Source organism: Vibrio sp. 10N.286.45.E10 (assembly GCF_002874195.2).
In the GTDB taxonomy this organism is placed as follows: domain Bacteria; phylum Pseudomonadota; class Gammaproteobacteria; order Enterobacterales; family Vibrionaceae; genus Vibrio; species Vibrio crassostreae.
The window spans coordinates 68,994-88,839 of sequence record NZ_MCWD02000003.1 but is presented as its reverse complement, the minus strand read 5'-3'; the positions used below and the strand labels follow the sequence as shown (position 1 = coordinate 88,839).

At 46.1% G+C, this 19,846-nt stretch carries 19 protein-coding genes and 1 pseudogene; 10 read left to right on the top strand and 10 right to left on the bottom strand.

Translation table 11 applies throughout. The features are described from left to right. Positions 1-150 precede the first annotated feature (150 nt). Positions 151-1,035, top strand: a complete 885-nt coding sequence (locus BCU34_RS21655) for a transposase (RefSeq protein ID WP_198592786.1) — start codon at positions 151-153, stop codon at positions 1,033-1,035. Between the two features lie 32 nt (positions 1,036-1,067). Here the strand turns inward: BCU34_RS21655 and BCU34_RS21650 are convergent. Both BCU34_RS21650 and BCU34_RS21645 read right to left on the bottom strand, forming a co-directional pair. Then, positions 1,068-1,211: pseudogene (locus BCU34_RS21650) on the bottom strand (type II toxin-antitoxin system YafQ family toxin); the annotation flags it as partial. Next, on the bottom strand, positions 1,204-1,482 hold the full coding sequence (locus BCU34_RS21645) for a type II toxin-antitoxin system RelB/DinJ family antitoxin (RefSeq protein ID WP_102479542.1): 279 nt from the start codon (positions 1,480-1,482) through the stop codon (positions 1,204-1,206). The pseudogene BCU34_RS21650 and the gene BCU34_RS21645, both read right to left, overlap by 8 nt. Positions 1,483-1,787: 305 nt before the next feature. Here BCU34_RS21645 and wecA (BCU34_RS21640) point away from each other — a divergent pair, with 305 nt between their 5' ends. From wecA (BCU34_RS21640) to BCU34_RS21630, 3 genes are all read left to right on the top strand, one after another. After that, a complete protein-coding gene (gene wecA / locus BCU34_RS21640; protein WP_102479544.1) occupies positions 1,788-2,891 on the top strand; it encodes a UDP-N-acetylglucosamine--undecaprenyl-phosphate N-acetylglucosaminephosphotransferase in 1,104 nt (367 codons plus the stop codon). Positions 2,892-3,064: 173 nt separating this feature from the next. Beyond that, complete coding sequence (locus tag BCU34_RS21635) at positions 3,065-3,349, top strand: type II toxin-antitoxin system RelB/DinJ family antitoxin (RefSeq protein WP_181360373.1); 285 nt, start codon at positions 3,065-3,067, stop codon at positions 3,347-3,349. Next, positions 3,346-3,624 carry a type II toxin-antitoxin system RelE/ParE family toxin gene (locus BCU34_RS21630; protein WP_102479548.1) on the top strand — a complete coding sequence of 93 codons (279 nt, stop codon included), beginning with the start codon at positions 3,346-3,348 and terminating at the stop codon, positions 3,622-3,624. The genes BCU34_RS21635 and BCU34_RS21630 overlap by 4 nt, the downstream gene beginning before the upstream one ends. Positions 3,625-3,885: 261 nt before the next feature. Here BCU34_RS21630 and BCU34_RS21625 read toward each other — a convergent pair whose 3' ends face one another. Beyond that, positions 3,886-4,473: a hypothetical protein gene (locus tag BCU34_RS21625; protein ID WP_102479550.1), complete on the bottom strand. Its 588-nt coding sequence runs from the start codon at positions 4,471-4,473 to the stop codon at positions 3,886-3,888. Then, the gene (locus tag BCU34_RS21620) at positions 4,470-5,633 is read right to left on the bottom strand and encodes a tyrosine-type recombinase/integrase (protein ID WP_102479552.1); all 1,164 of its coding nucleotides are present in this window, start codon (positions 5,631-5,633) and stop codon (positions 4,470-4,472) included. The genes BCU34_RS21625 and BCU34_RS21620 overlap by 4 nt, the downstream gene beginning before the upstream one ends. Positions 5,634-6,211: 578 nt before the next feature. On the opposite strand from BCU34_RS21620, the gene BCU34_RS21615 reads away from it, so the two are divergent. After that, on the top strand, positions 6,212-6,478 hold the full coding sequence (locus BCU34_RS21615; protein WP_017067984.1) for a DUF1778 domain-containing protein: 267 nt from the start codon (positions 6,212-6,214) through the stop codon (positions 6,476-6,478). Then, positions 6,469-6,999: a GNAT family N-acetyltransferase gene (locus tag BCU34_RS21610; protein WP_102479554.1), complete on the top strand. Its 531-nt coding sequence runs from the start codon at positions 6,469-6,471 to the stop codon at positions 6,997-6,999. Before BCU34_RS21615 ends, BCU34_RS21610 begins: the two co-directional genes overlap by 10 nt. Positions 7,000-7,244: 245 nt before the next feature. Here BCU34_RS21610 and BCU34_RS21605 read toward each other — a convergent pair whose 3' ends face one another. From BCU34_RS21605 to BCU34_RS21595, 3 genes are read right to left on the bottom strand one after another with little or no spacing between them, the layout of a single operon-like run. Next, positions 7,245-8,474: a hypothetical protein gene (locus BCU34_RS21605; protein ID WP_108145166.1), complete on the bottom strand. Its 1,230-nt coding sequence runs from the start codon at positions 8,472-8,474 to the stop codon at positions 7,245-7,247. Beyond that, positions 8,471-11,395 carry a tyrosine-type recombinase/integrase gene (locus BCU34_RS21600; RefSeq protein WP_102478703.1) on the bottom strand — a complete coding sequence of 975 codons (2,925 nt, stop codon included), beginning with the start codon at positions 11,393-11,395 and terminating at the stop codon, positions 8,471-8,473. Before BCU34_RS21600 ends, BCU34_RS21605 begins: the two co-directional genes overlap by 4 nt. Continuing rightward, the gene (locus BCU34_RS21595; protein WP_102478704.1) at positions 11,392-13,023 is read right to left on the bottom strand and encodes a site-specific integrase; all 1,632 of its coding nucleotides are present in this window, start codon (positions 13,021-13,023) and stop codon (positions 11,392-11,394) included. Before BCU34_RS21595 ends, BCU34_RS21600 begins: the two co-directional genes overlap by 4 nt. A gap of 938 nt (positions 13,024-13,961) precedes the next feature. Here BCU34_RS21595 and BCU34_RS21590 point away from each other — a divergent pair. Beyond that, positions 13,962-14,186, top strand: coding sequence for a hypothetical protein (locus BCU34_RS21590; RefSeq protein WP_102478705.1), 225 nt, complete (start codon positions 13,962-13,964; stop codon positions 14,184-14,186). A 66-nt stretch (positions 14,187-14,252) separates the two neighbouring features. Here BCU34_RS21590 and BCU34_RS21585 read toward each other — a convergent pair whose 3' ends face one another. Beyond that, positions 14,253-14,450, bottom strand: a complete 198-nt coding sequence (locus BCU34_RS21585; RefSeq protein ID WP_102478706.1) for a hypothetical protein — start codon at positions 14,448-14,450, stop codon at positions 14,253-14,255. A gap of 411 nt (positions 14,451-14,861) precedes the next feature. After that, entirely contained in the window at positions 14,862-15,926 is a 1,065-nt protein-coding gene (wecA, locus tag BCU34_RS21580; protein ID WP_102478707.1) for a UDP-N-acetylglucosamine--undecaprenyl-phosphate N-acetylglucosaminephosphotransferase, read from the bottom strand. 351 nt (positions 15,927-16,277) lie between these two features. On the opposite strand from wecA (BCU34_RS21580), the gene gpmM reads away from it, so the two are divergent. The 3 genes from gpmM to BCU34_RS21565 all read left to right on the top strand — a co-directional run bounded on the left by gpmM (position 16,278) and on the right by BCU34_RS21565 (position 18,898). Next, positions 16,278-17,810 (top strand): 2,3-bisphosphoglycerate-independent phosphoglycerate mutase, encoded by a 1,533-nt coding sequence (gpmM, locus tag BCU34_RS21575; protein WP_102478708.1) that lies wholly within the window; start codon positions 16,278-16,280, stop codon positions 17,808-17,810. A 328-nt stretch (positions 17,811-18,138) separates the two neighbouring features. Continuing rightward, on the top strand, positions 18,139-18,585 hold the full coding sequence (locus BCU34_RS21570; RefSeq protein WP_048661393.1) for an HI0074 family nucleotidyltransferase substrate-binding subunit: 447 nt from the start codon (positions 18,139-18,141) through the stop codon (positions 18,583-18,585). Further along, positions 18,575-18,898, top strand: coding sequence for a nucleotidyltransferase family protein (locus BCU34_RS21565; protein ID WP_102478709.1), 324 nt, complete (start codon positions 18,575-18,577; stop codon positions 18,896-18,898). Before BCU34_RS21570 ends, BCU34_RS21565 begins: the two co-directional genes overlap by 11 nt. A 311-nt stretch (positions 18,899-19,209) precedes the next feature. Here the strand turns inward: BCU34_RS21565 and BCU34_RS21560 are convergent, their stop codons facing one another. Beyond that, positions 19,210-19,692, bottom strand: coding sequence for a methylated-DNA--[protein]-cysteine S-methyltransferase (locus tag BCU34_RS21560; protein WP_102478711.1), 483 nt, complete (start codon positions 19,690-19,692; stop codon positions 19,210-19,212). Positions 19,693-19,846: the final 154 nt, after the last annotated feature.

Below are 19,846 nucleotides of genomic sequence, written 5' to 3'. Positions count from 1 at the left end.
TTCCCTTCAAGATACGGCTTACTATCACTGCATTTCACGATGTGTGCGTCGCGCGTTTTTGTGTGGAGAGGATAAGTATTCTGGGCAAAATTTTGAGCATCGCCGTGTTTGGTTGGTCGAACGCATGCGTTTACTTAGCCAATTAGCCAAGTGTTTGCGATTGATGTGTGTGCCTATGCCATTATGTTGAACCACTACCACTACCACTACCACTACCACTACCACTACCACTTAGCACTGCATGTTAATATGGCATCGGCGGGATCTTGGAGTGATGAAGAGGTCGTTCAGCGTTGGACTACCTTATACAAAGCGCCTTTGCTTGTGAGTCGTTGGCTTGGTGGTGAGTTAAAATCTAAAGCTGAAATCAATAAAACGCTTGAGCTTATTAATGAATGGCGTGAGCGTTTGCAGGACATCTCTTGGTTCATGCGTAACCTTAATGAGTATGTCGCTCGTGAAGCGAATAAAGAAGAAGGTTGTAAAGGCCGCTTCTGGGAAGGGCGGTTTAAGTCTCAAGCTTTGTTGGATGAAAAAGCGCTGCTAAGTTGTATGGCGTATGTCGATTTGAATTCGGTTCGGGCTGGCATGGCGCAATCATTAGAGGAATCTGAATTTACTTCCGTCTATGAACGCATTCATTCAATGGCTTGCAAAGGCGATGAAGGTAAAGGCGAGGTCGCCTCTTTACCCGCTAAAGACTTGGCTGGCTTTTTAGGGAATGAGCGACAAATGCAGCCTTCGGTGATTTCTAAGATAGGGGGCATTGAGTTCTCTTTGTTGGATTATTTAGCCCTAGTGGAAGCATTAGGCCAAGTGGTTCGGCCAAACAAGCGTGGTTATATTCCGCCATGTGATAATACGATTCTTGAACGGCTTAATATGGGGGCTGAGGAATGGCTTAAACTCTCAGAAAGCTTTGGGGGCAAATTTCGCTGTGCTGTTGGAGCTGCTCAAGAGCTTGAAAGCTATGCATTGCACACCAACCGAGCGTGGGTATCAGGGCAAAGTTTGATGACGGCTTGTGACGCCTAGAGGGAGTAGATGTGGTACTCAGTTTCGTATGAGTGATCGACATTTTTAGCATCGAGCGTTTCACCACGTTGCAGCTTGGATATTATGTTCCCGACTTCAACAATGTCAGGAATCGACATCTTGTTTACTTTTTTGAAGTCTTTCTTAAATTGAGTTGAGTATTTTAACTCATACATTGTTAACTTTACCTTCAGTGAGTTCAGACAGCAGCGAATCAACTGAATCCGTTTTGTGCCCCTTACCTTCAATAAGCTCCACGATGGCAGCAGCAGTCACATCGTTTGGTTGTGGTACCCTTAAATCAAAAGGGATTCCACCGTGGTTGATGACAGCTTTCGCGAAGAGTTTAATTGCCTGGGAAGTACTTAAACCAACCTCATCACAAATATTTGTAAAAGCGACTTTAGTATCGTGGTCAATACGTGTACTCAGCATTTCATTTTTCATGTTTATACCTTTATGTAGTGCAATGTAATACAAAGTATAACAGTGTTTGAAAGCGTGCAATAATAAGCAATTCAGGGTTAAGCGTTGTATGGCCTATGTTAGTTTGAAACCAGTTGAGACCTATGTGGTTCAGTATCACGAAGCGGTGGTTGATATTGTGGTTGAAAAATCGGCAATGCTTAACAGCAAGTAATTCCCAATTGTGGATACAGAAATTACCGATTTTCCTAACCGATTAAGAGCTAAAAAATTCATCGCTAAGATATTAGCTAGAGACAAACAATAACCAAAAAAGGCTTAAACCTATGTCACTGTTTGATTACCTTATCGAACTCTCTATGTTCTTCTTTCTCTCCTTTTCGGTGTTGTACTGCATGCGTAAAGTAGGCTATGCCATTGGCTTAGTCGATAAACCGAATGCCAGAAAACACCATGAAGGTGTGGTTCCTTTGGTGGGCGGGATCTCTCTCTGCATCACCGTGTTGTACTTCCTTTACGTGAATGCAGCTGAGTTCAAGAATGTAGAGATAGCGGCAGCGTGCTTAACGGTACTGGTATTGATTGGGGTAGCCGACGACCGCTTTGATATCAGTTTTAAGCTCAGAATGGGCGTGCAAGCCATCTTAGCTCTGATCATCATGAACTATACGGGGTTAACCCTCTCTCATGTCGGTAATGTGTTCGGATTGGGTGTGTTGGATTTCCCTATCGTGGTTGATAGCATCGTTACTGTCATCGCTGTGCTCGGTGCCATTAACGCCTTTAACATGGTCGATGGTATTGATGGGCTACTGGGTGGTTTAAGCATGGTGGTATTTGCATCGTTAGGTGTGGTGTTCTTCGCTTATGAACTCGAGTTTTACGCCTTTTTTATGGTCGTGATGGTGGTGATCTTATTCCCCTTTGTTCTGTTTAATTTAGGGTATTTTGGCAAACTGCGTAAAGTGTTTATGGGCGATGCCGGTAGCATGATGATCGGCTTCATTGTCATCTGGGTTTTAATTGGCGGAACGCAATCTGAAGAGGGGCCTTATGTCATCCGCCCTGTGACCGCCTTGTGGTTAATCGCAGTGCCTTTGATTGATATGATGGCCATTATGATCCGCCGGGTTTGTAAAGGGCATTCTCCGTTTAAACCCGATCGTGAGCATTTCCACCACATTATGCAGCGTATCGGCTTTACCCCTCGTGAGTCTTTAGTGGTGATTTGCTTGGTGCAATTAGTGTACTCAACGCTGGGGCTATTAGGCGAATACTTCCAAGTACCAGAATACATTATGTTCTACATCATTGTGGCGTGTTTCTTATTCCACACTTACGCGATGACGCACTCATTTAAAATGGCCAAGATAGTAAGAAAGTGGAAGAAACTAGAAGAAAAACAACCTGATGAGACGGCAGTGTTGTGATTTAAAGGAAAATCAGCTCCGGGAAAACCTTGGATGCAGACAATAAATTCTGTAGTAGGCTCTCATTGAACGGGTACAGTAAAAGCATCGTGAAATCCTAAAGGCTAGTTAGTTGCCCATTTAGCACGCTGGTGCTAACATTTGTGTGTACAGTGCTTTTTAAGGAACTACTCATGGATGCTAGAATCCAATTTCGTGTTGATGACGAAACAAAACGCCTAGCTCAGCAATTGGCTGAGAGCCAAGGCCGCACTCTGAGTGATGCTTGCCGTGAACTGACAGAACAAATGGCAGAGCATCAAAGAAAAACATTATCTCATGATGCTTGGTTAACAAAACAAGTAGAACTTGCTTTTGAAAAGTACGACTCTGGTAAAGCGGTGTTTATTGACAATGATTCAGCCAAATCTCGAATGGAAGCCCGTAAAGCGAGGGTTCGTAGCCGAGGTCAGCAATGATTTTATGGGAAGAAGAATCTCTTAATGATCGAGAGAAGATCTTTGAATTTCTCTACGACTTTAATCCAGATGTAGCTGAAAGAACCGATAATATTATTGAAGCCAAAGTCGAAAACTTGCTTGAGCAACCTTTAATAGGAGTACAACGTGAAGGCGTTCAAGGGAGACTGCTCATTATTTCTGAAGTTTCGATGATTGTTTCATATTGGGTTGAAGGTTCAATTATCCGTATTATGCGAGTTCTACATCAGAAGCAAAAATTCCCTACAGACTAATGTGGTGCACGATTAAAATACAGGACCAACGTTCTCTCATTCAACACATCGATTTTATTCCACACTTACGTGATGACGCTTTCGTTTAAGATGGCGAAGGTTGTAAGAAAGTGGAAGAAGCCCGCTGCAAAATAACTTAATAGCCAGCACCTAATCACTTAAATAACTCGGTGAAACGACGATGATTCGCCTGCTATTTGATCTCGGGTGAATCAGGGCTAGAAAGCACTAGCCCTTGTTATCGCTATCCTATCGGTATCGTTAGTCTTGCCACTGCCAAGGCTGCTGCCTGTACTGATATCGGTTGAGCTGAAACGACACCGGTTTCTTAATGGTCGTGTAGCTGTAACACTGCCTGTTATGCGGCTTATCGATAATGACGGTCTTCTCGCCATAACAAATATCACTGCGTGGATCTTGGCAATGTTCATACAAAGCAAAAGATAACGCTTGGCACCATTGAAGGTGTTTTTCCCACACTATTGACCTATTCAAATGCCCATCTGTTTGTTTAAGTGCGTAATAGTACTTCGCTAAAGTCAGCCCAGGGGACTGAGCGTGTAATCGAACATCGTGAAACATAACCATGCCTGAGGTCATCATACTGTCGGCGTACTTATCGAGTACCGATTGCAACGCTGGATCTTCCATAAAACGCTCATAACATTGCTTGGCTATCGCTTCTAAGCGGTGTTGTTCGCTCAATGAACTTAACGCCATTTCTTGTTTGTTGCCGATGAGTGTATAAACCGAAGGCAGTTCAGAGCCTAATGCAAAGGCGCACAGTTGATCATTATCGGTTAGGTTTTGATGGAAGTATTGAGCGCGGTTAAAGGTCAGTATCATCATGCCGCACCTCCTAACATCATGTCATTGAACGCCAGTCCATCTTGGCCAGAAGCGTTCGCCACGTACGGGGCGTAGACCTCAAACAGCAATTTGGTGTCGCTGTGCCCGAGTTTGTGTGAGATATAGATCGGATTTTCATGCGCGGCAATGTGCAGTACCGCAGCCGTATGGCGCGTCTCGTAGGCGCGGCGAGGTTTAAGACCGGCCTTTTTCAATGTGGGGTGCCATATCTTTCGGCTAACGTAATGGGTATCAAGTCCACGCCCACTTTTTGAGGCAAACACAAATGAGCTGCACTCATCTCTCTTTTCCCACTGACGTTTTAACGCCGCGAACAAGGTGTCGCACATCTGCAAATCACGACGTGACTTCGGCGTCTTCACATCACAAATCTCTCCATTCACATAATTTTGTCTCACGCGAATCAAGCGATGGTCAAAATCAATGTGCTCCCAATACAGGCCATGCACTTCACAACTTCGCATGCCCGTCCAAAATCGCAGTAAAAAATAATCATGCCATTGCTCATCACAGCATTCTAAGAAAGTACGGACTTCATCCATGGTCAGCGGTTTCGAATCCGCTTTTTCCTCTTTCAGGGATTTGTAGCGTCGAAATGGGTAATCAAAATGATGCTCTTCGGCGGCGAGGCTCAGAATGGCAATCAGCGGCCATAAAATATTATTGATGCGCTTGTTGGTGAGTTGTCGCTCGCCATTGGCCTTACGAGCTTCTTGCAGGGTCTGACGAAAAAATTCCACTTGAGAGAGCGACACTTCAGAGACTAAGGTATTGCCAAAGTGCGGAATGAGGTAGTGTTCAAGGGTGTTCTTCACCACGCCTTTATAACTGGCTTTCCAGTTGCCTTTCTGACGCTCATACCACTGATTCGCAAAGTCATTGAAAAAAGGATACAGGTGGTCGGGGTACTTCTCGCGCTGTAAGCGTTCAAACAAGGCCACTTTTTTACTGTGTGGAAAGTAATCACGGTATTGAAAGGTGCCAAGGTCAATCTCGGCGTTCATTTGTTTGAGCGTGGCTTGAGCAAGCCTGACATTTTTTGGGGTGGCCATTTGCTGGGTACCTTCGCGAAAGCGTTGGCCGTACAAATGAAGATCGAACTGAATGCGCCCATTAGGACGGATGCGAAGATGAGCCATAGCGGCCTCCATTGATATCAGATCTTAAATAGATCTGTCCCTCACCAATGGAATTCGCTAGAATCGAGCCATCGGCTGGGTCTGCTTAAACGTGTCGCAGCCGGTACGGGGTAGGGAGGTTGCCGCCTTCCTATCCCAACTGCATATTGTGTGTGGCGGTGTGACGCAAGGTCATCATCTGCCAACGTATTTCACGGTATCTTCCAAATCCTAAAGCGTGTCTTCACGCCTATTTCTTCCGATAGCCTATAAAACGTTCAATATTGACTCTAGTCTTTTACTGGATCGATGTCCAGTGCTTTTGGTTGTTTTTTCATCAGAAATGACGGTTCATTGGTGCGCCGCTGATGTGCCATCAAACCCAAACATGTCAGCCTGTTCTCCGTCTATTTTCTCTTGACGTTTTTTGGGTCCTGAGTACGGTTTGGTGGCAAATTTCGCTGTGCGGTGGGCTCGGCTAAAAAGCTTGATGTTCAAGAACGGTAAAAGTATGCATAGTTGATAGGTCGTGTATCTATTGACTATACAGTTTGTGGTGATATGCTTGTATACGTGATAGATATACACAGGTAATTATTATGGCTACCAAATCAGCCCCGATCAATATGCGAGTATTTCCTTCCGTCCGTGATGTTATTGATGCAGCGGCAAGCCTACAGAAAGTGGATAGAACCGTATTCATTCAGCAAGCCGCTTTGAATGAAGCTCAAAAAGTACTGGCAGATCAGAAAGATTTTAGATTAGAACAAGCGGCATTTGATGCTTTTGAAAAAGCGTTTGATGAACCACCTAAAATTCTTGAGGGTGTTCAAGATTTATTCCAAAGGAAGTCGCCTTGGGATTGATTAAACCTCGCTTACTTACAGGCAGTGATCACATCAATTCCTTTTGTTGTGGTGTTGAATCTCTCGATCTGTGGCTTAAGAAACAAGCGCTAAAAAGTCAAAACCGTGGTAGTGCGAAAACTTATGTCGTCATTGATTCAGAAAGAAACGTGGTAGTGGGTTACTACGCTATCGCAATGGGGTCGGTATCAAGAGATATCGCTTTTAGTGCTTTAAAACGCAATAGCCCCGATCCAATACCAATGGTTGTATTGGCGAGACTTGCCGTTGATTTGAAATATCAAGGTAAACATATCGCTGTTGGTTTGCTCAAAGATTGTATTTTGCGCTCTATGGCTGCGATGGAAGTGGTCGGTGGGGCAGGTATATTAGTTCATGCTTTAGACGATGAAGCTCAGTCCTTCTATACAAAATTTGGCTTTAAAGAATCGAGTATAGATAGGTTGGTGCTGATGGCAAGAATCAGCGATTTAACCCAATCACTCCAGGCCCCCCTGAGTATAAACGTGAAAGCCGAGTAGCGCTATCGAGGACAGCGTTGAGGCGCTCTCTAGCGCCCCGGAAAAGGCTTGCTGGTTTATTGAACCGTAAAACGCTCATCCAAATCCCAATTGCAGTAAATAATGCCCACAAATAGCGGGTAAAACACTTGATAACTTCGTTGGCATGTTGATTGTAGAATCATTACTTATCGACGCCCCTGATCTTGTTATCAAGCCTTTTCCCTGCGCGACGTCTGAGCACTTACTGACTATCATTAATGGCCTTACACGTCATCAAATCCAAACAGATCGTTTTGTTCAGGCTTATCACTTGAGAGCTGTGAGATATCGATGATCCGTTTTAGCTCAGGCAAGAGTGGCAAAGCACGCTCCAAAGGCACACTGTAATAAGGGTGCTTCCCATCTTCGTCATTGTGAAACCCCAATTTGAGTTCACCTTGCGCGCTGCGCAGCACCGTCATCTTGACTTGATCAGCCGATGTGATGTCTTTGATACGTACATTTGATAAGGCGTTGAGGTTGACGCTATACAGTTGTTCTTGTGAAGTAATGATACTCTTGGTCGTGAGTGCCATTAAGGCGCCCACTTTGGGTGCTAAGCTCGCGAAATACATACTTTCAGGGGTGAGGTAAAGTAAGGCTTGGTTGGTTTTTTTAATCTCTTCGATTTTTTGAAAATTGTCCCTTTCGGCTTTAAATTCAAGAATATCAATCACCACTTTGGCTTCTAACTCAAAATGTTGCTGCTGTCTTTCTCGGTAGGCGCGCAATGGCGCCAGGGAGTGGCAATACACCTGCTCTCCATCGCTAAACATCGCTTGCTCATCATCGATATAGACAGACAAGGTCTCGCTTTGTGTTGTTTGCGCGATCGATTCCAGTGAGTGCTTGGCCTCTGGAGTCAGGGCCATATCGATGTCGATGTTCATACCCTTAGGGAGCGCGAAAGGAATGATGTCGTTGTCTCGCTCTATTTGAACGCGGTTGCTGTCTTTGTTGACCTCAAACACTGAGAAAGGGGTGCAGGTATTGGCCAGTTGACATATCGCCAGCGCTTGTTTGGCCTCAATAATTTGCTTGGGGTGCGTCATGACGCTATCAAAGAAGGCCAGATGATGTTCACAAGCGGGCTGCGCGAGGGCGTAGCGAAAGGAGTTCAGTTCGGTTCGCCCTTCCAGCACGACGCCGTCTTGTTGGTTGTCATGACGGAGCTGCAATGAAATCGTTTCTTTTTGGTCGATATGATTGGTTTGGCACAGCCATAGGTTGGCAAAAGCGGTGGCGCTAAACGAGAAAGCGGCGTTGTCCAATGTGCAATCCGACGCTCTGTCCAACGTGGTCATGATGAGCTTCTCCGTCGCGCCGCCAATGAGGTGAAGCGATTTATCAGTGACAATGAAGGTGACAAAGGGGTGCTCGCTGCCTTTTTTGATGCCGCTAACCAGCTCGGTAATGCGTGCGTGTACTTCTGGTTGAAAGTTCAGTGTGTTCATAATGTGTGTCCTTTTGGCTGTGAGGCGTTAAGTATCATGGTGTTCCACCATGTTTGAAATTGCTCTAGAAGAAGTGGATCGGTGACCTCTAACCCCAACGCTATCTTGAGTTGAGTGCGACCGGTGGGGATGATGATTTTATTCGCGGTGTCTTTTGCTGTGAGTAAAGCCGCCTGTATAAAGTCCCATTTTTTACTGTCGAGACGTTTTCGGTTTTGATGCAGCGTGATATGACAATGGTATTTGAGCGGTGATTGCTTGAGGGTGTGGAGCGCTTTTTCCACCTTTTGGTTGCATGGGCTAAGAAAATACAATTGCTTGCCGTTGATCACTCCCTCGTCATCGCTTTGCGGCGGTTTTTCTTCGAGGTGAAGCTCGCCAAGGGGACGTAGGGCGGTTCGTGCGGCTTTATTCCATTCAATGCCTTGGTATTGCCCAAAGGCGCGCCATGCGTCACTCACCATGGAAAAAGCCAAAGGCGTTTCTTTTAAGCGTTTGATTTGCTCTCGAGTTTCCCACTGAAAACGATAAGGGCGGGTTTGGGCTACACTTGAGACGCCTTTTGTCCAAAGTCCAATCCACTCGTTATCGTTTGACTCCGCCTTTTGAAGTCGTTCTTGATCACCACTTGGTTTGCGCTTGCTGCCCAAACGTTGGCTCAGAGCCTCCGCCAGCTGTGCATGAGTAAAGCTCGGCAGGTGGCGCTGCTTTTCAGAGGGTGAAAGCTGGGCATATTGAGGGCTGAGTCTCATCAGAAGACGAGTGATGTCATTGGAACCGGGTTTCATTCCCCAGAGGTATCTTAGCTCGGCATGTGTGTATTCTCGCTGTTGAGGGAGAAAGGCAGGCGCGACCCATTCCATGCCATGCAGGTAATGCAGTCGGGTTGTCGCATAGTGTTGATGGCCCAGCATTCGACCGATTTCATCAAACAGCAGCATATTGTTTAACTCTGAAAATGAACGCCCTTGCAACCAGTATTGAAATCGTTGCTCTACAACGGATGTTGAGAAGAGAGACGCGGTGACGGGTTGATGCGTTTTATGCCAAGCCTTTGGCGCCGCACCGTTAGCAAGGCAAAGTGCTTGTTGATAGAGCAGCTTGGCGCCACTGTGGCGAAGGTGATGAAAGCGCGCTTTTTTACCGTGTAATTGTTTGAGCACTTTCGTGATAGGCAAAAGGTAGTGGCGCGCTCGTAAATGGATGGACTCGTCTTCAAAGCCAATGAATGGCTCGCGAGGAGGGCGGTTGGCTTTGAACGCCAGTAACAACCGTATTAATTTGGCGCCGATTTCGGGCATCACAACCTGAACCGTGCGCGCGTCTCCGCTTTTTGTTTTGCCTTCCTCGGTATTGGTAATGTAGATCGCAAATAACTGACCTTTTTCATGGGTGCATCGAATATCTTGAAGGCGCAGGCGTAAGAGTTCCCCGCGTCGAAGGGCGCCGTAATAACTCAATAACGCGCTGACACTCGCAAATAACGCCTGCATCGGGGACAGGCTGTGCGTTAATAACTGAGTGACCAGGTGGTGCACCTCTTCAGCGCTAAGAGAAAGGGCATCAATTTTTAGGCTTTGGGTCGGTTTGATGAAGGTTGAGAGATCTAAGTGCTCAGTGATGGATTGCTGAGTGAGAAAACGGAAGAATTGATACAGAGTCCATTTTTCCATTGTCTCGTCTTGGATGAGGCGGTATCGGTCTTTGGCCCATTGTTGCAGGGCTTCCCTGTCATTGGCGATCGAGAGAGGGAGTGGGGTCGTCGACAGTTCATTTTTAAAACTGGTGTAGCGCAGCAAGGTGGCGGGGCTGAGGGTGTTTTTTTTCACGCCGCCAAATTGCTTCAGCTCTTGCACATAATCAAACAATAAGCGGGGCAACAGGTTGTCGGCTTGCCACTCGGGCTGAGTGGGCGCAGCTTGTTGGGGCGTATTGAGCGACTTGATGAGCATGGCGTGAGGCCAGCGATGAAACGGAGTCTCTTGGTTCGTATCTTTGGGTTTTATCTTTGCAAATGATGGTGGCTGATAAATATCTTGCGCTTTGGCTACGCGCGATGAGGCCGTCTCTTGTGGTAACGCACTTACATGGCGCATGGGATCAGAGAAATCTTTTAATATTTCAGGGGGGATGGCGAAGCGATGAAGCCATAAGGTTTGGACAGATTGTTGCCATTGATGAGGGGTAAGCGCTTTGCGCAGCGCAGAGGGGTAAAAATCATCGAGTGAGTTGAGCAATCGGTTAAGTGTCACTCTTGGGTTGCCCGGCTCTTGCCGGCACTGCCAGTCATAGAAGGCGCGGGCAGCAAGCGGTGATACGGCGTAGCGCGTAAAACTGACGGGTTCGGTATCATCAAAATACGATAGGTTAACAGGGTGCGTGATAGTTAGGGTGAGTTGATCGCCAATGCGCTCCAGCGGGGTGGGATCATTGAGTCTTTCACACCAAGCGTTGAGCGGCAGAGGCGCCACTTCTCTCATCAAGGTCAACACGGTCCACGCCAAGTTTGGGCGACCTCTGTGCTTGATACGATGCAGGCTCTCTTGTTGGTAGTGCAAAGAGATAGCATGGGCCCTTGCACTTTGTTGATACAGCGAGACCAACCACAAGTGTTCATGATCGTTAAATTGTTGCACCTTTACCGGTGGTAAGTCCCAGCCGCACACCTGGTTTAGGTAGTAAAGGGTCTCATCACGCGCCCGTTTTAAAGCTCTTTGTCGGCCTGTTGGGATGCCTGAAATGGCTCGGTTTATCGAGGCCATTTGTGACTCGGTCAATTGGCGTTCATGCTCACTTTCTTGGCCCTTCTCTTGGGAAAGCAGCGTTAAGAAGGCCTCGAAGGCGTCAACTTCAGCGCACGCTAGCGACTGCTGTTGATAGAAGTGATGGATGTGTTTTGCGGTGTGGCTTTGACGGTTCATAAGGCACGGTCCTTTTTTGAAGGGCAGGGCGTAATGGCAGAGAGCTGCAGCCGCGATGGCCAATGGTTCAAATGCGCAATCAATGTTTGGTTGCAAGCTTGAAAAGCATAAGCGCTGCCAAGGTGTTCACCCAGTTCGCTGTGGCCCATCAGGACATCAATTTGTTGGGTGGTTAAGCGGGGGTGAGTGGCCATCAAGGCGTGTTGGGCAAAGCTGTGACGAAGCTGGTAAGGGACGACTTTTTCTTCGGGGGCCCCCAGCCTTTGTTGAAAGCAATGCTGCCACTGTGCATGCATAAACAACCTCAAGGTTTTTGCGGTGAGGGGGACGGCGACGTTGTTCTCATCAATCAAGTACCATAAGGGCCCCATGGCAGAGGCGCCATTGGGCGCTAACGTTTGGAGCACGAGCGCTTGAAGTTTAAGGTAAGACTCAATCGCTTGTCGTAAGTAGTTCGGAATATCAATAAGGCGATAGCGTCCCTTGTCTTTGATAAGGGCGCGTTGTAAATCAAAGCAGGCTTCCCGTTCTATCGAGATGTGGTGAGTAGGGCGAGTGCCGGTAAGAAGGACAAATAACAACGCCAGTTCGTAGGTGCGCGCGTTGTAATACTCACGAAGCGCGTCTTGGGAGGCGTTTTTTTCTGGCGCCGTTGCCAGTTGTTGGCGAAGGTGACCAAAGAAGAGACTCAGCTTGGGAATCGGGATCGCGCGCGTAGAGCCAATGGAAATGGGCGGTATTGGAATATAGGTTCGAGCGCCCTCGGTCAGTTCGAGAGTGAACGCCACGATCGCGCCTGATTTTTTGAGGTAAGGGGGACGCTCGTTAAGCGTTGTAAAGACGGGAATAAGTGCGCCAGTGGTGGGAAGCCTGACATCACAAAAGGGTTTAATATGACGCTGGTTTATTTGGGGAATGAGTCTCTGCAAATAGCGGTTGTGCGCACAAAAAATCTCATAGCGAATTTGATCGCAGTTCAACATTTGGTAACTCAGTGCACTGTGATGGTGGACTTTCTTGGCGGTGATGAGTTTTTGGGCTGGAAGTGAGAGATAAGGATCGCAATGTGCCATTCGCTCGATGTAGGAATACAAGAGGTCTTTTCGCAGCACAAGTTGGCTTCTCAGCGCCTCCGGCGTGCGTAGCTTTCTCTTTTTTAATCGCCAAAAGAGCTGTTTCTTTTGCATTTTAGTGAGGCGAAGCTCCGTGTCATGATGAGTGAGCCAATAGCTAAAGACGGCATTGAGCGCGTCTGGCATGGGTTGCCATAAATACACGGTTTCCTTTACCAAGGCGCAAGTTATGGCATATTCGACCCATGAAACGCCACCTTCACGCACTCGGCGAAGGTGATGAAGCGCACAATCGACTCGCCCTGAGACTAACACCAGATCGGGAATATCCTGTTCTCTTTCGATGCCAGACAGGTGGCCTGCGATCCATAAATACAGAAAGTAAATGTGATAAAGGTTGAGGGGTGTCGTGGGTTCAGTCAGCACGCCCGACGTCTTGGGTCTGAGTTCATGCAATACATTGGCGATGGCAAGGCCGACGTTATACGCATCGACGGGTACGCCGCCAGCATTGTTGGCTCGGTTGCGCTTTTTTTCATTTGATTGTCTACCCATAAGTAAAATCCTTTAGGCATGATAAAAGTAAGCCGAACGTACGTGATTCGATAATCCGAATGTTGTACGTTTCAGTAAGAAAGTAGAGAGTTAAGTGTGATCAGGATGGAGCACGATCGAGTCTGCGTGTGAGGTTATCAGGTCCTTGATGGGCAATCCCATCTCAGCGCTGAGTAACAATCAGCAGTACTGCAACACAGCAATAAAAGCGGTGTCGCCAGTTAGTGAGCGAGAGTATGAAAGTCTCGCGAGTGACACTGCATGACGCACAAAGAGGTGCGGTCATGGTGCAGTTGAGTGTAAAGGGGACGGCCATTTCCCGTTATTTATAAGGCAGTACCTTAATGGCGAGGTTGAAGCGAGACCGCAATACTTATCTCGCTTAGTGCCAGAACATGGCAATATTGAGTTTAAAGACAACCGTGTACGGCTGTCTTTATAAAGTTAGCCAATGTTCAGTGGTGACGTCAAGCCGTTATCTGTGTTTTATGTGTGATATCACATTGCATCATGTTACACATTATCACGTAGCAAGTTGGGTGTGTCCGTTTTCACCCCTGTGTCGCGTCAATGCTTAGGGGGCATGTTCCAAAAAAGCATGTCATGGTTGGGTATGCTGCGGTATGAATTTATTCTTAGACGCAAAAAAAAATGATCTTAGCGACCTCTAGTCCCGCAGGGTGAAAAAATAAAGTCTTTATTATCAATGTGTTGAAATTTTTTACCTGACCGCTGTAGAAGGGTATCAATAGGTACATGAATTAAATCGTTCATGCGTTTTATGACTTTAATTGTTATTATTATCAATGGGTTAAGCGATTGTATCGATGAGTGTTTTCTATGTTTTACATCGGCGGATTCAAAGCGACCCTAACGTTGCAAAGCGCCGTCAAGCGATGATTCACTTTGCCAGTTGCGACTGATCTTATGAGTTCGTTTTGGCATCGTTTCTGTTAAGCTCAGAGGACAAAAGTAAAGGTTGTGAGCATCAAAGTGAGGATGAGATGAGCGATGTATTGAAGACAGTGAGTGAGACCGTCAATGATTTACACCAATCAGGCGCGATCGATGAAACGACGTTAAATCAATTTGAAGAGGTGTGTTCAAGACGCCCCGATGCCGCTGAAGAGAAGAAAATACAAGACGTGAAAGACAAGCCCTAGCGAAAATGCGCCGTTTTAAGGCGGCGGCTTTCGATACGTTAATGTGAGTAAAGGTAAGCCTTCGTGTTAACGAGTCGGGCGGTCGTTATCCCGTTGCTTTTCACACCAAGCGATGATGTTATCGGCTTTTAATGTTGCCCAGCCTAGCAACAGCATCAATACGATCAACGCCCAGCCGGTGACATTGAGCCAAGAAGGAACGTTATCACTGACCGCGATAAAGGGAATCGTCATTAACAACGCACTGAGAATTGGGGCTAACATGATGTTGTCCTCTTGATGTAAGCGCCTATCACCAACGCTCGATTTTCACTGAAGGTCACCTGAGGGCCGAGTAACCACCTAACAAAATGAGATTAGCATAGCGGCTTAACGGCGCAAGTTTTACTCCACGCGGGTCTTTAGTTTTGATTTGCTTGTTGCTATTAGTTTATTCAACGTTGGGCCTATTAGACGAATACTTCCAAGTGCCAGAGCTTAGTGTGTTCTTCGTCATCGTGACGTGCTTCAGAGTTAAATCACAATCGCTTAAACCAAAATAAACACAGAAAAAGGGCCTAATCTCAATGTGAGGTTGGGCCCTTTTTACGTTTAACTTGAGAAGTTTTAGACTTGAGCGCTTTTGCTCTTAATTATTTTCATTTGAAACCTAAACCATTAATACACTTCTAATCACTAGTACACTTTTTCTGGAAGGTTACGCCAACTTCTAATCCAACTTGTGATGCGCCAAATATAGCTCATCACTATGGTGTAAGACGCAAAACAGATCATAAACAGGATGAACATGGTCGATTCAGCGATCGCTAGGAATTCACCGTAGATACCGAAGCCTGCAAAGGCACTTGCGATAGCGCAAATGATGGCGAGCGTTTGACGTGATGTAAAACCAAGGCGCTGGAATATGTGGTGTAGGTGCTCTCTGTCGGGCTTGAAAGGAGAGTCACCGCGGCGCACACGTCTGAACATGATCGCGGCCATATCCATGAGCGGCACAGCAATCAACCACAGTGCAGTAATCGGTCGCATCATAGCTTCTGATGGATCTTGGCTTGCGCCCAGCAGTAACCAAATCACAGTAAATCCAATCATCATGCTGCCAGCATCACCCATGAAAACTCTACGTTCACGCCCAAGAATACCCAGATTCATTAAGATATAGGGAATCGTCGCGGCAATGAATACAGCACATAAGTAAGCTAAGCCGTGTTGACTGTCGATTTTAAGCAAAATTGCGATACCCGCAAAGGTTACAATAGCAAGCCCGCCTAATAAGCCATCAATGCCATCCACCATATTGAACGCATTGATAGCACCAATCACCGCGAGTACCGTGACTACAGGGCGAAGAAACCCTAAGTGTAGCTCTCCGGTTCCAAAGAGGTTACCAATGTTCTCTAGTCGGATATCGGCGAAATACATCATGCAAATAGAGAGTATCGTTTGAACCACAAGTCGAATCTTGAAGCTGATATCGAATTTGTCATCAAGCGCGCCGATAAAAATCAGTGCGGCGATAGAGGCTAAAAATAGCTGGCTATGGGGGATCACATCGGGGTGCGTGACGATAAACTGGCCTATCGATAAACTGATAGCAATACCACCGACAAGTGGGATTGCGCCCTTGTGCAGCTTTCTTTCATTGGGTTTATCTACTAAGCCGACGACTTTCGCTACTTTTCGCATCAAAAAGAGTGAGGAAAAGGAGAAAAAGCCAACAAATGATAGCTCTAATAACATGATGAACTCTAGCCAGTTTTTTGTAGGAATTTTAATTGCGTGTAGCTTACGCTAAAACCACCTGTATGTACACTTGGTTGAGTATGTTTTATTCGGTGGATTTTGAGTGTGACATTCGGTTTTAGTATGTAATTCAGTGTTAATACAGAATGACGACAGCGGTATTTCCCTCAATACTATTGCTCAAGGTTTATACGATGCTTAAACACAAAATGACGCTTTTTTTCACATTCGATCATCCTACCTACGCCCTTTCTTGATCTTCCACTACAGTTTTGACTGTAAACTGTAGTAAAATTACGCTAATTTGTTTTTATACCGATTTATTTTGAATTGAACGAGGTCAGTCCTATGTCAGCTAAGAAGCCAATGGCTCTAGTGATCCTTGACGGTTACGGTTACCGTGAAGACAACCAAGACAACGCTATCGCGAACGCTAAGACACCAGTATTAGACGGTCTTATTGCTAACCAACCTAACACGCTAATCTCGGCTTCTGGCTTAGATGTAGGCCTACCAGATGGCCAAATGGGTAACTCTGAAGTGGGTCACACCAACATTGGTGCGGGTCGCGTGGTATACCAAGATTTAACGCGCATTACTAAATCAATCGCAGACGGCGAATTCGCTCAAACTGAAGCGCTAGTGAATGCTGTTGATAAAGCGGTTAAAGCAGACAAAGCGGTTCACATCATGGGCCTTATGTCTCCAGGTGGCGTTCACTCTCATGAAGATCACATCTACGCGGCTGTTGAAATGGCAGCAGAGCGTGGCGCAGAGAAAATCTACCTACACGCTTTCCTAGACGGCCGTGATACGCCGCCACGTAGCGCAGAAAACACATTAGCTCGCTTCCAAGCGTTGTTCGCTAAGCTAGGTAAAGGCCGTGTGGCTTCGCTGATTGGTCGTTACTACGCAATGGACCGTGATAACAACTGGGATCGCGTTCAAGAGTCTTACGACCTTCTGACTCAAGCAAAAGCTGAGTTCACATTCGATACGGCGGTTGCTGGCCTAGAAGCGGCTTACGATCGTGACGAAAACGATGAGTTCGTTAAAGCGACTGAAATCAAAGCGGAAGGCGAAGAGTCTGCCGCTATCGTGGATGGCGATGCGGTTATCTTCATGAACTACCGTGCCGACCGTGCTCGTGAAATCACACGTGCGTTCGTGCCTGATTTCGATGGTTTTGCTCGTAAAGTATTCCCTGCGATCGATTTCGTGATGCTGACTCAATACGCAGCAGACATTCCACTGCTATGTGCATTCCCACCAGCTTCTCTAGAGAACACTTACGGTGAATGGCTATCGAAAGAAGGCAAAACGCAGCTACGTATCTCTGAAACAGAGAAATACGCGCACGTGACGTTCTTCTTTAATGGCGGTATCGAAGACGAGTTCGAAGGCGAAGAGCGTCAACTTGTTGCTTCTCCAAAAGTAGCAACTTACGACCTACAGCCAGAAATGAGTGCACCAGAGCTAACTGAAAAGCTAGTTGCAGCAATCAAAGGCGGCAAATACGACGCTATCGTTTGTAACTTCCCTAACTGTGACATGGTTGGCCACACTGGCGTTTACGATGCAGCAGTTAAAGCCGTAGAGTCGCTAGATGAATGTCTTGGCAAAGTGGTTGAAGCAATCAAAGAAGCCGATGGTCAACTGCTTATCACTGCTGACCACGGTAACGCGGAAATGATGGTAAACCCAGAAACGGGCGGCATCCACACAGCGCACACTAACCTACCAGTACCACTTATCTACGTAGGTAACAAAGACGTTGAGTTCAAAAAAGGCGGTAAACTGTCTGACTTAGCACCAACAATGCTTTCTCTATCTGGTATCGCAATCCCTGCTGAGATGTCAGGTGATGTGATCGTTAAGTAATCACTTAACTTTCATCGAATACTAGAACGGCTGCGCGCGAGTGTAGCCGTTTTTTTGTATCTAGAATTTGTATAGATGCGAGATACGAGTAAGCGGGATTCGAAGAGCTTTAAGAGCAGGTTCGGGATGCGGGTAATCGAGATGCGAAGAGCTTAAGGGCAGGAATTGGGTGAGAAAAATATGCAGGGGAGAACATAAGGGCACGACCTTAAACAAAAGACGAAAAGAACGGTCTTGATGAATATCGAAAGAGTGACATTTCTTGAATGATTAGGTAGCTTAAGGCTCATACTATACTTGTCTTTTACCTTACCTCTAGGTTGTTTATATGAGCTCAAATCCATACCGTTGGAAGCAACGACTGCAAAACTTAATGAAAGCGCAGCAAAGGCTTGAGAGAGCGTGCTCACAAGATAGCTACAATGAGTTAGAGCTCGCTGGGTTAGTACAAACTTTTGAATTTTCTTTCGAACTTACATGGAAGACCCTTAAAGACTTACTTGAGTTTGAAGGGTTTGATGTGGCTTCGCCGAGGAGCGTTTTTCGTACGGCCTTAGAAGCTAAGCACCTATCTTCGGAGCAGTGTGAGATTATGCTTGAAGCACTCATAAAACGAAATTTATTGTCTCACACCTATGATGAGGAAAATGTCCTTGAAGCTCAGTCACTGATCTTAGAGTCATTTTCACCAGTGATAGGACAAGTCACACTCTATTTAAAGCTTAAATGTGATCAAGAGGGTCAATGCGAACAAGAGGTTAAATGTGATCGGTAGTTATTTGGTTAAACCAGACTCTGTCGGCCTTAAGCCTCATCAGTATCAGCTGATTGAGGATATTGTTTTGAACCATGTCTCAGTCATTCATGCCTGGGTATTCGGTTCTAGAGCCCTTGGAACTTATAAAGATAACTCCGACATCGATATTGTTATCGAGGGGCACGGTATTTCGTTAAGTGTCGTCGCAGGCTTGCAAGATCGTTTAGAACAGTCGTCGCTTCCATTTAAGGTTGACTTGCTCGTTAAGCATAGAATTACATCAAGTGAGTTACTTGCCCATATTGACACTTATGGGATTAAACTAAAGTAACCGAACGTATTATTATCAGCGTAACGGTGATGTTGATTCTTGAACCGATTGTTTACGTTTTGCCAGTTTATCTCGAATCTGAGAGCCGGAGTTTACTCGGCCATGTTTTTTATCATCAATAGAAAACGATAATAGTTTCATTAGCGCTATAGCTCCACCTCTACGCTTTCGATCTTCATAAGATTCAATCGCATCAGTGGACATTACCATCACCTCTTTGTATGAAATTTTAAATATAGACGATATGTTGTCTGGTGATAATGGCGCTTCTTGATGGCGAAACGTTTATATTTTTGCTCTAGTGAGACAAATTATTGCGTTTTATCTATAACCGAACGTTCAAAATCCAACAACCACTCTTTGCGGTTCATGCCGCCGGTGTAGCCGGTTAATGTGCCATTCGCCCCAATCACTCGATGGCAAGGCACAACAATGCTAAACGGGTTTTTACCGTTCGCACCACCGACCGCTCTTACGGCTTTCGGGTTGTCCATTCTTTTTGCTTGTTCACCGTAGCTGATGGTTTCGCCATAAGGGATACTGGTCAAGGCGACCCAGGCTTTGCGTTGGAAATCGGTACCTTTGGGTTCTAAAGGTAAGTCAAAGCTGGTGCGTTGGCCTGCAAAGTATTCGTCTAGTTGGCGAGCGGTTTCAAGGCATAACGAGTCGGGGTTTTCTGTTAGCTCTGGTTCGGTATTGAGATGGTCAATTTCAATAAGCGACACACCATTACTCACAATGATCATCTTGCCAATTGGTGCGTCATAAAGCATTTTGTAAGTGGTGTCTTCCATGTCATCTTCCTTCTTTTAGTCTTCTTCTGCTCTCAAGCTCTTCGAATCTCGTATCTGTTTTTGAGGCTCTTCGCATCCCGTTTACCCGAATCTCGCATCTGCTCTTAAGCTGCTTGAAATTTGATTCATGATGCGCAACGCGCTACACTCTCTG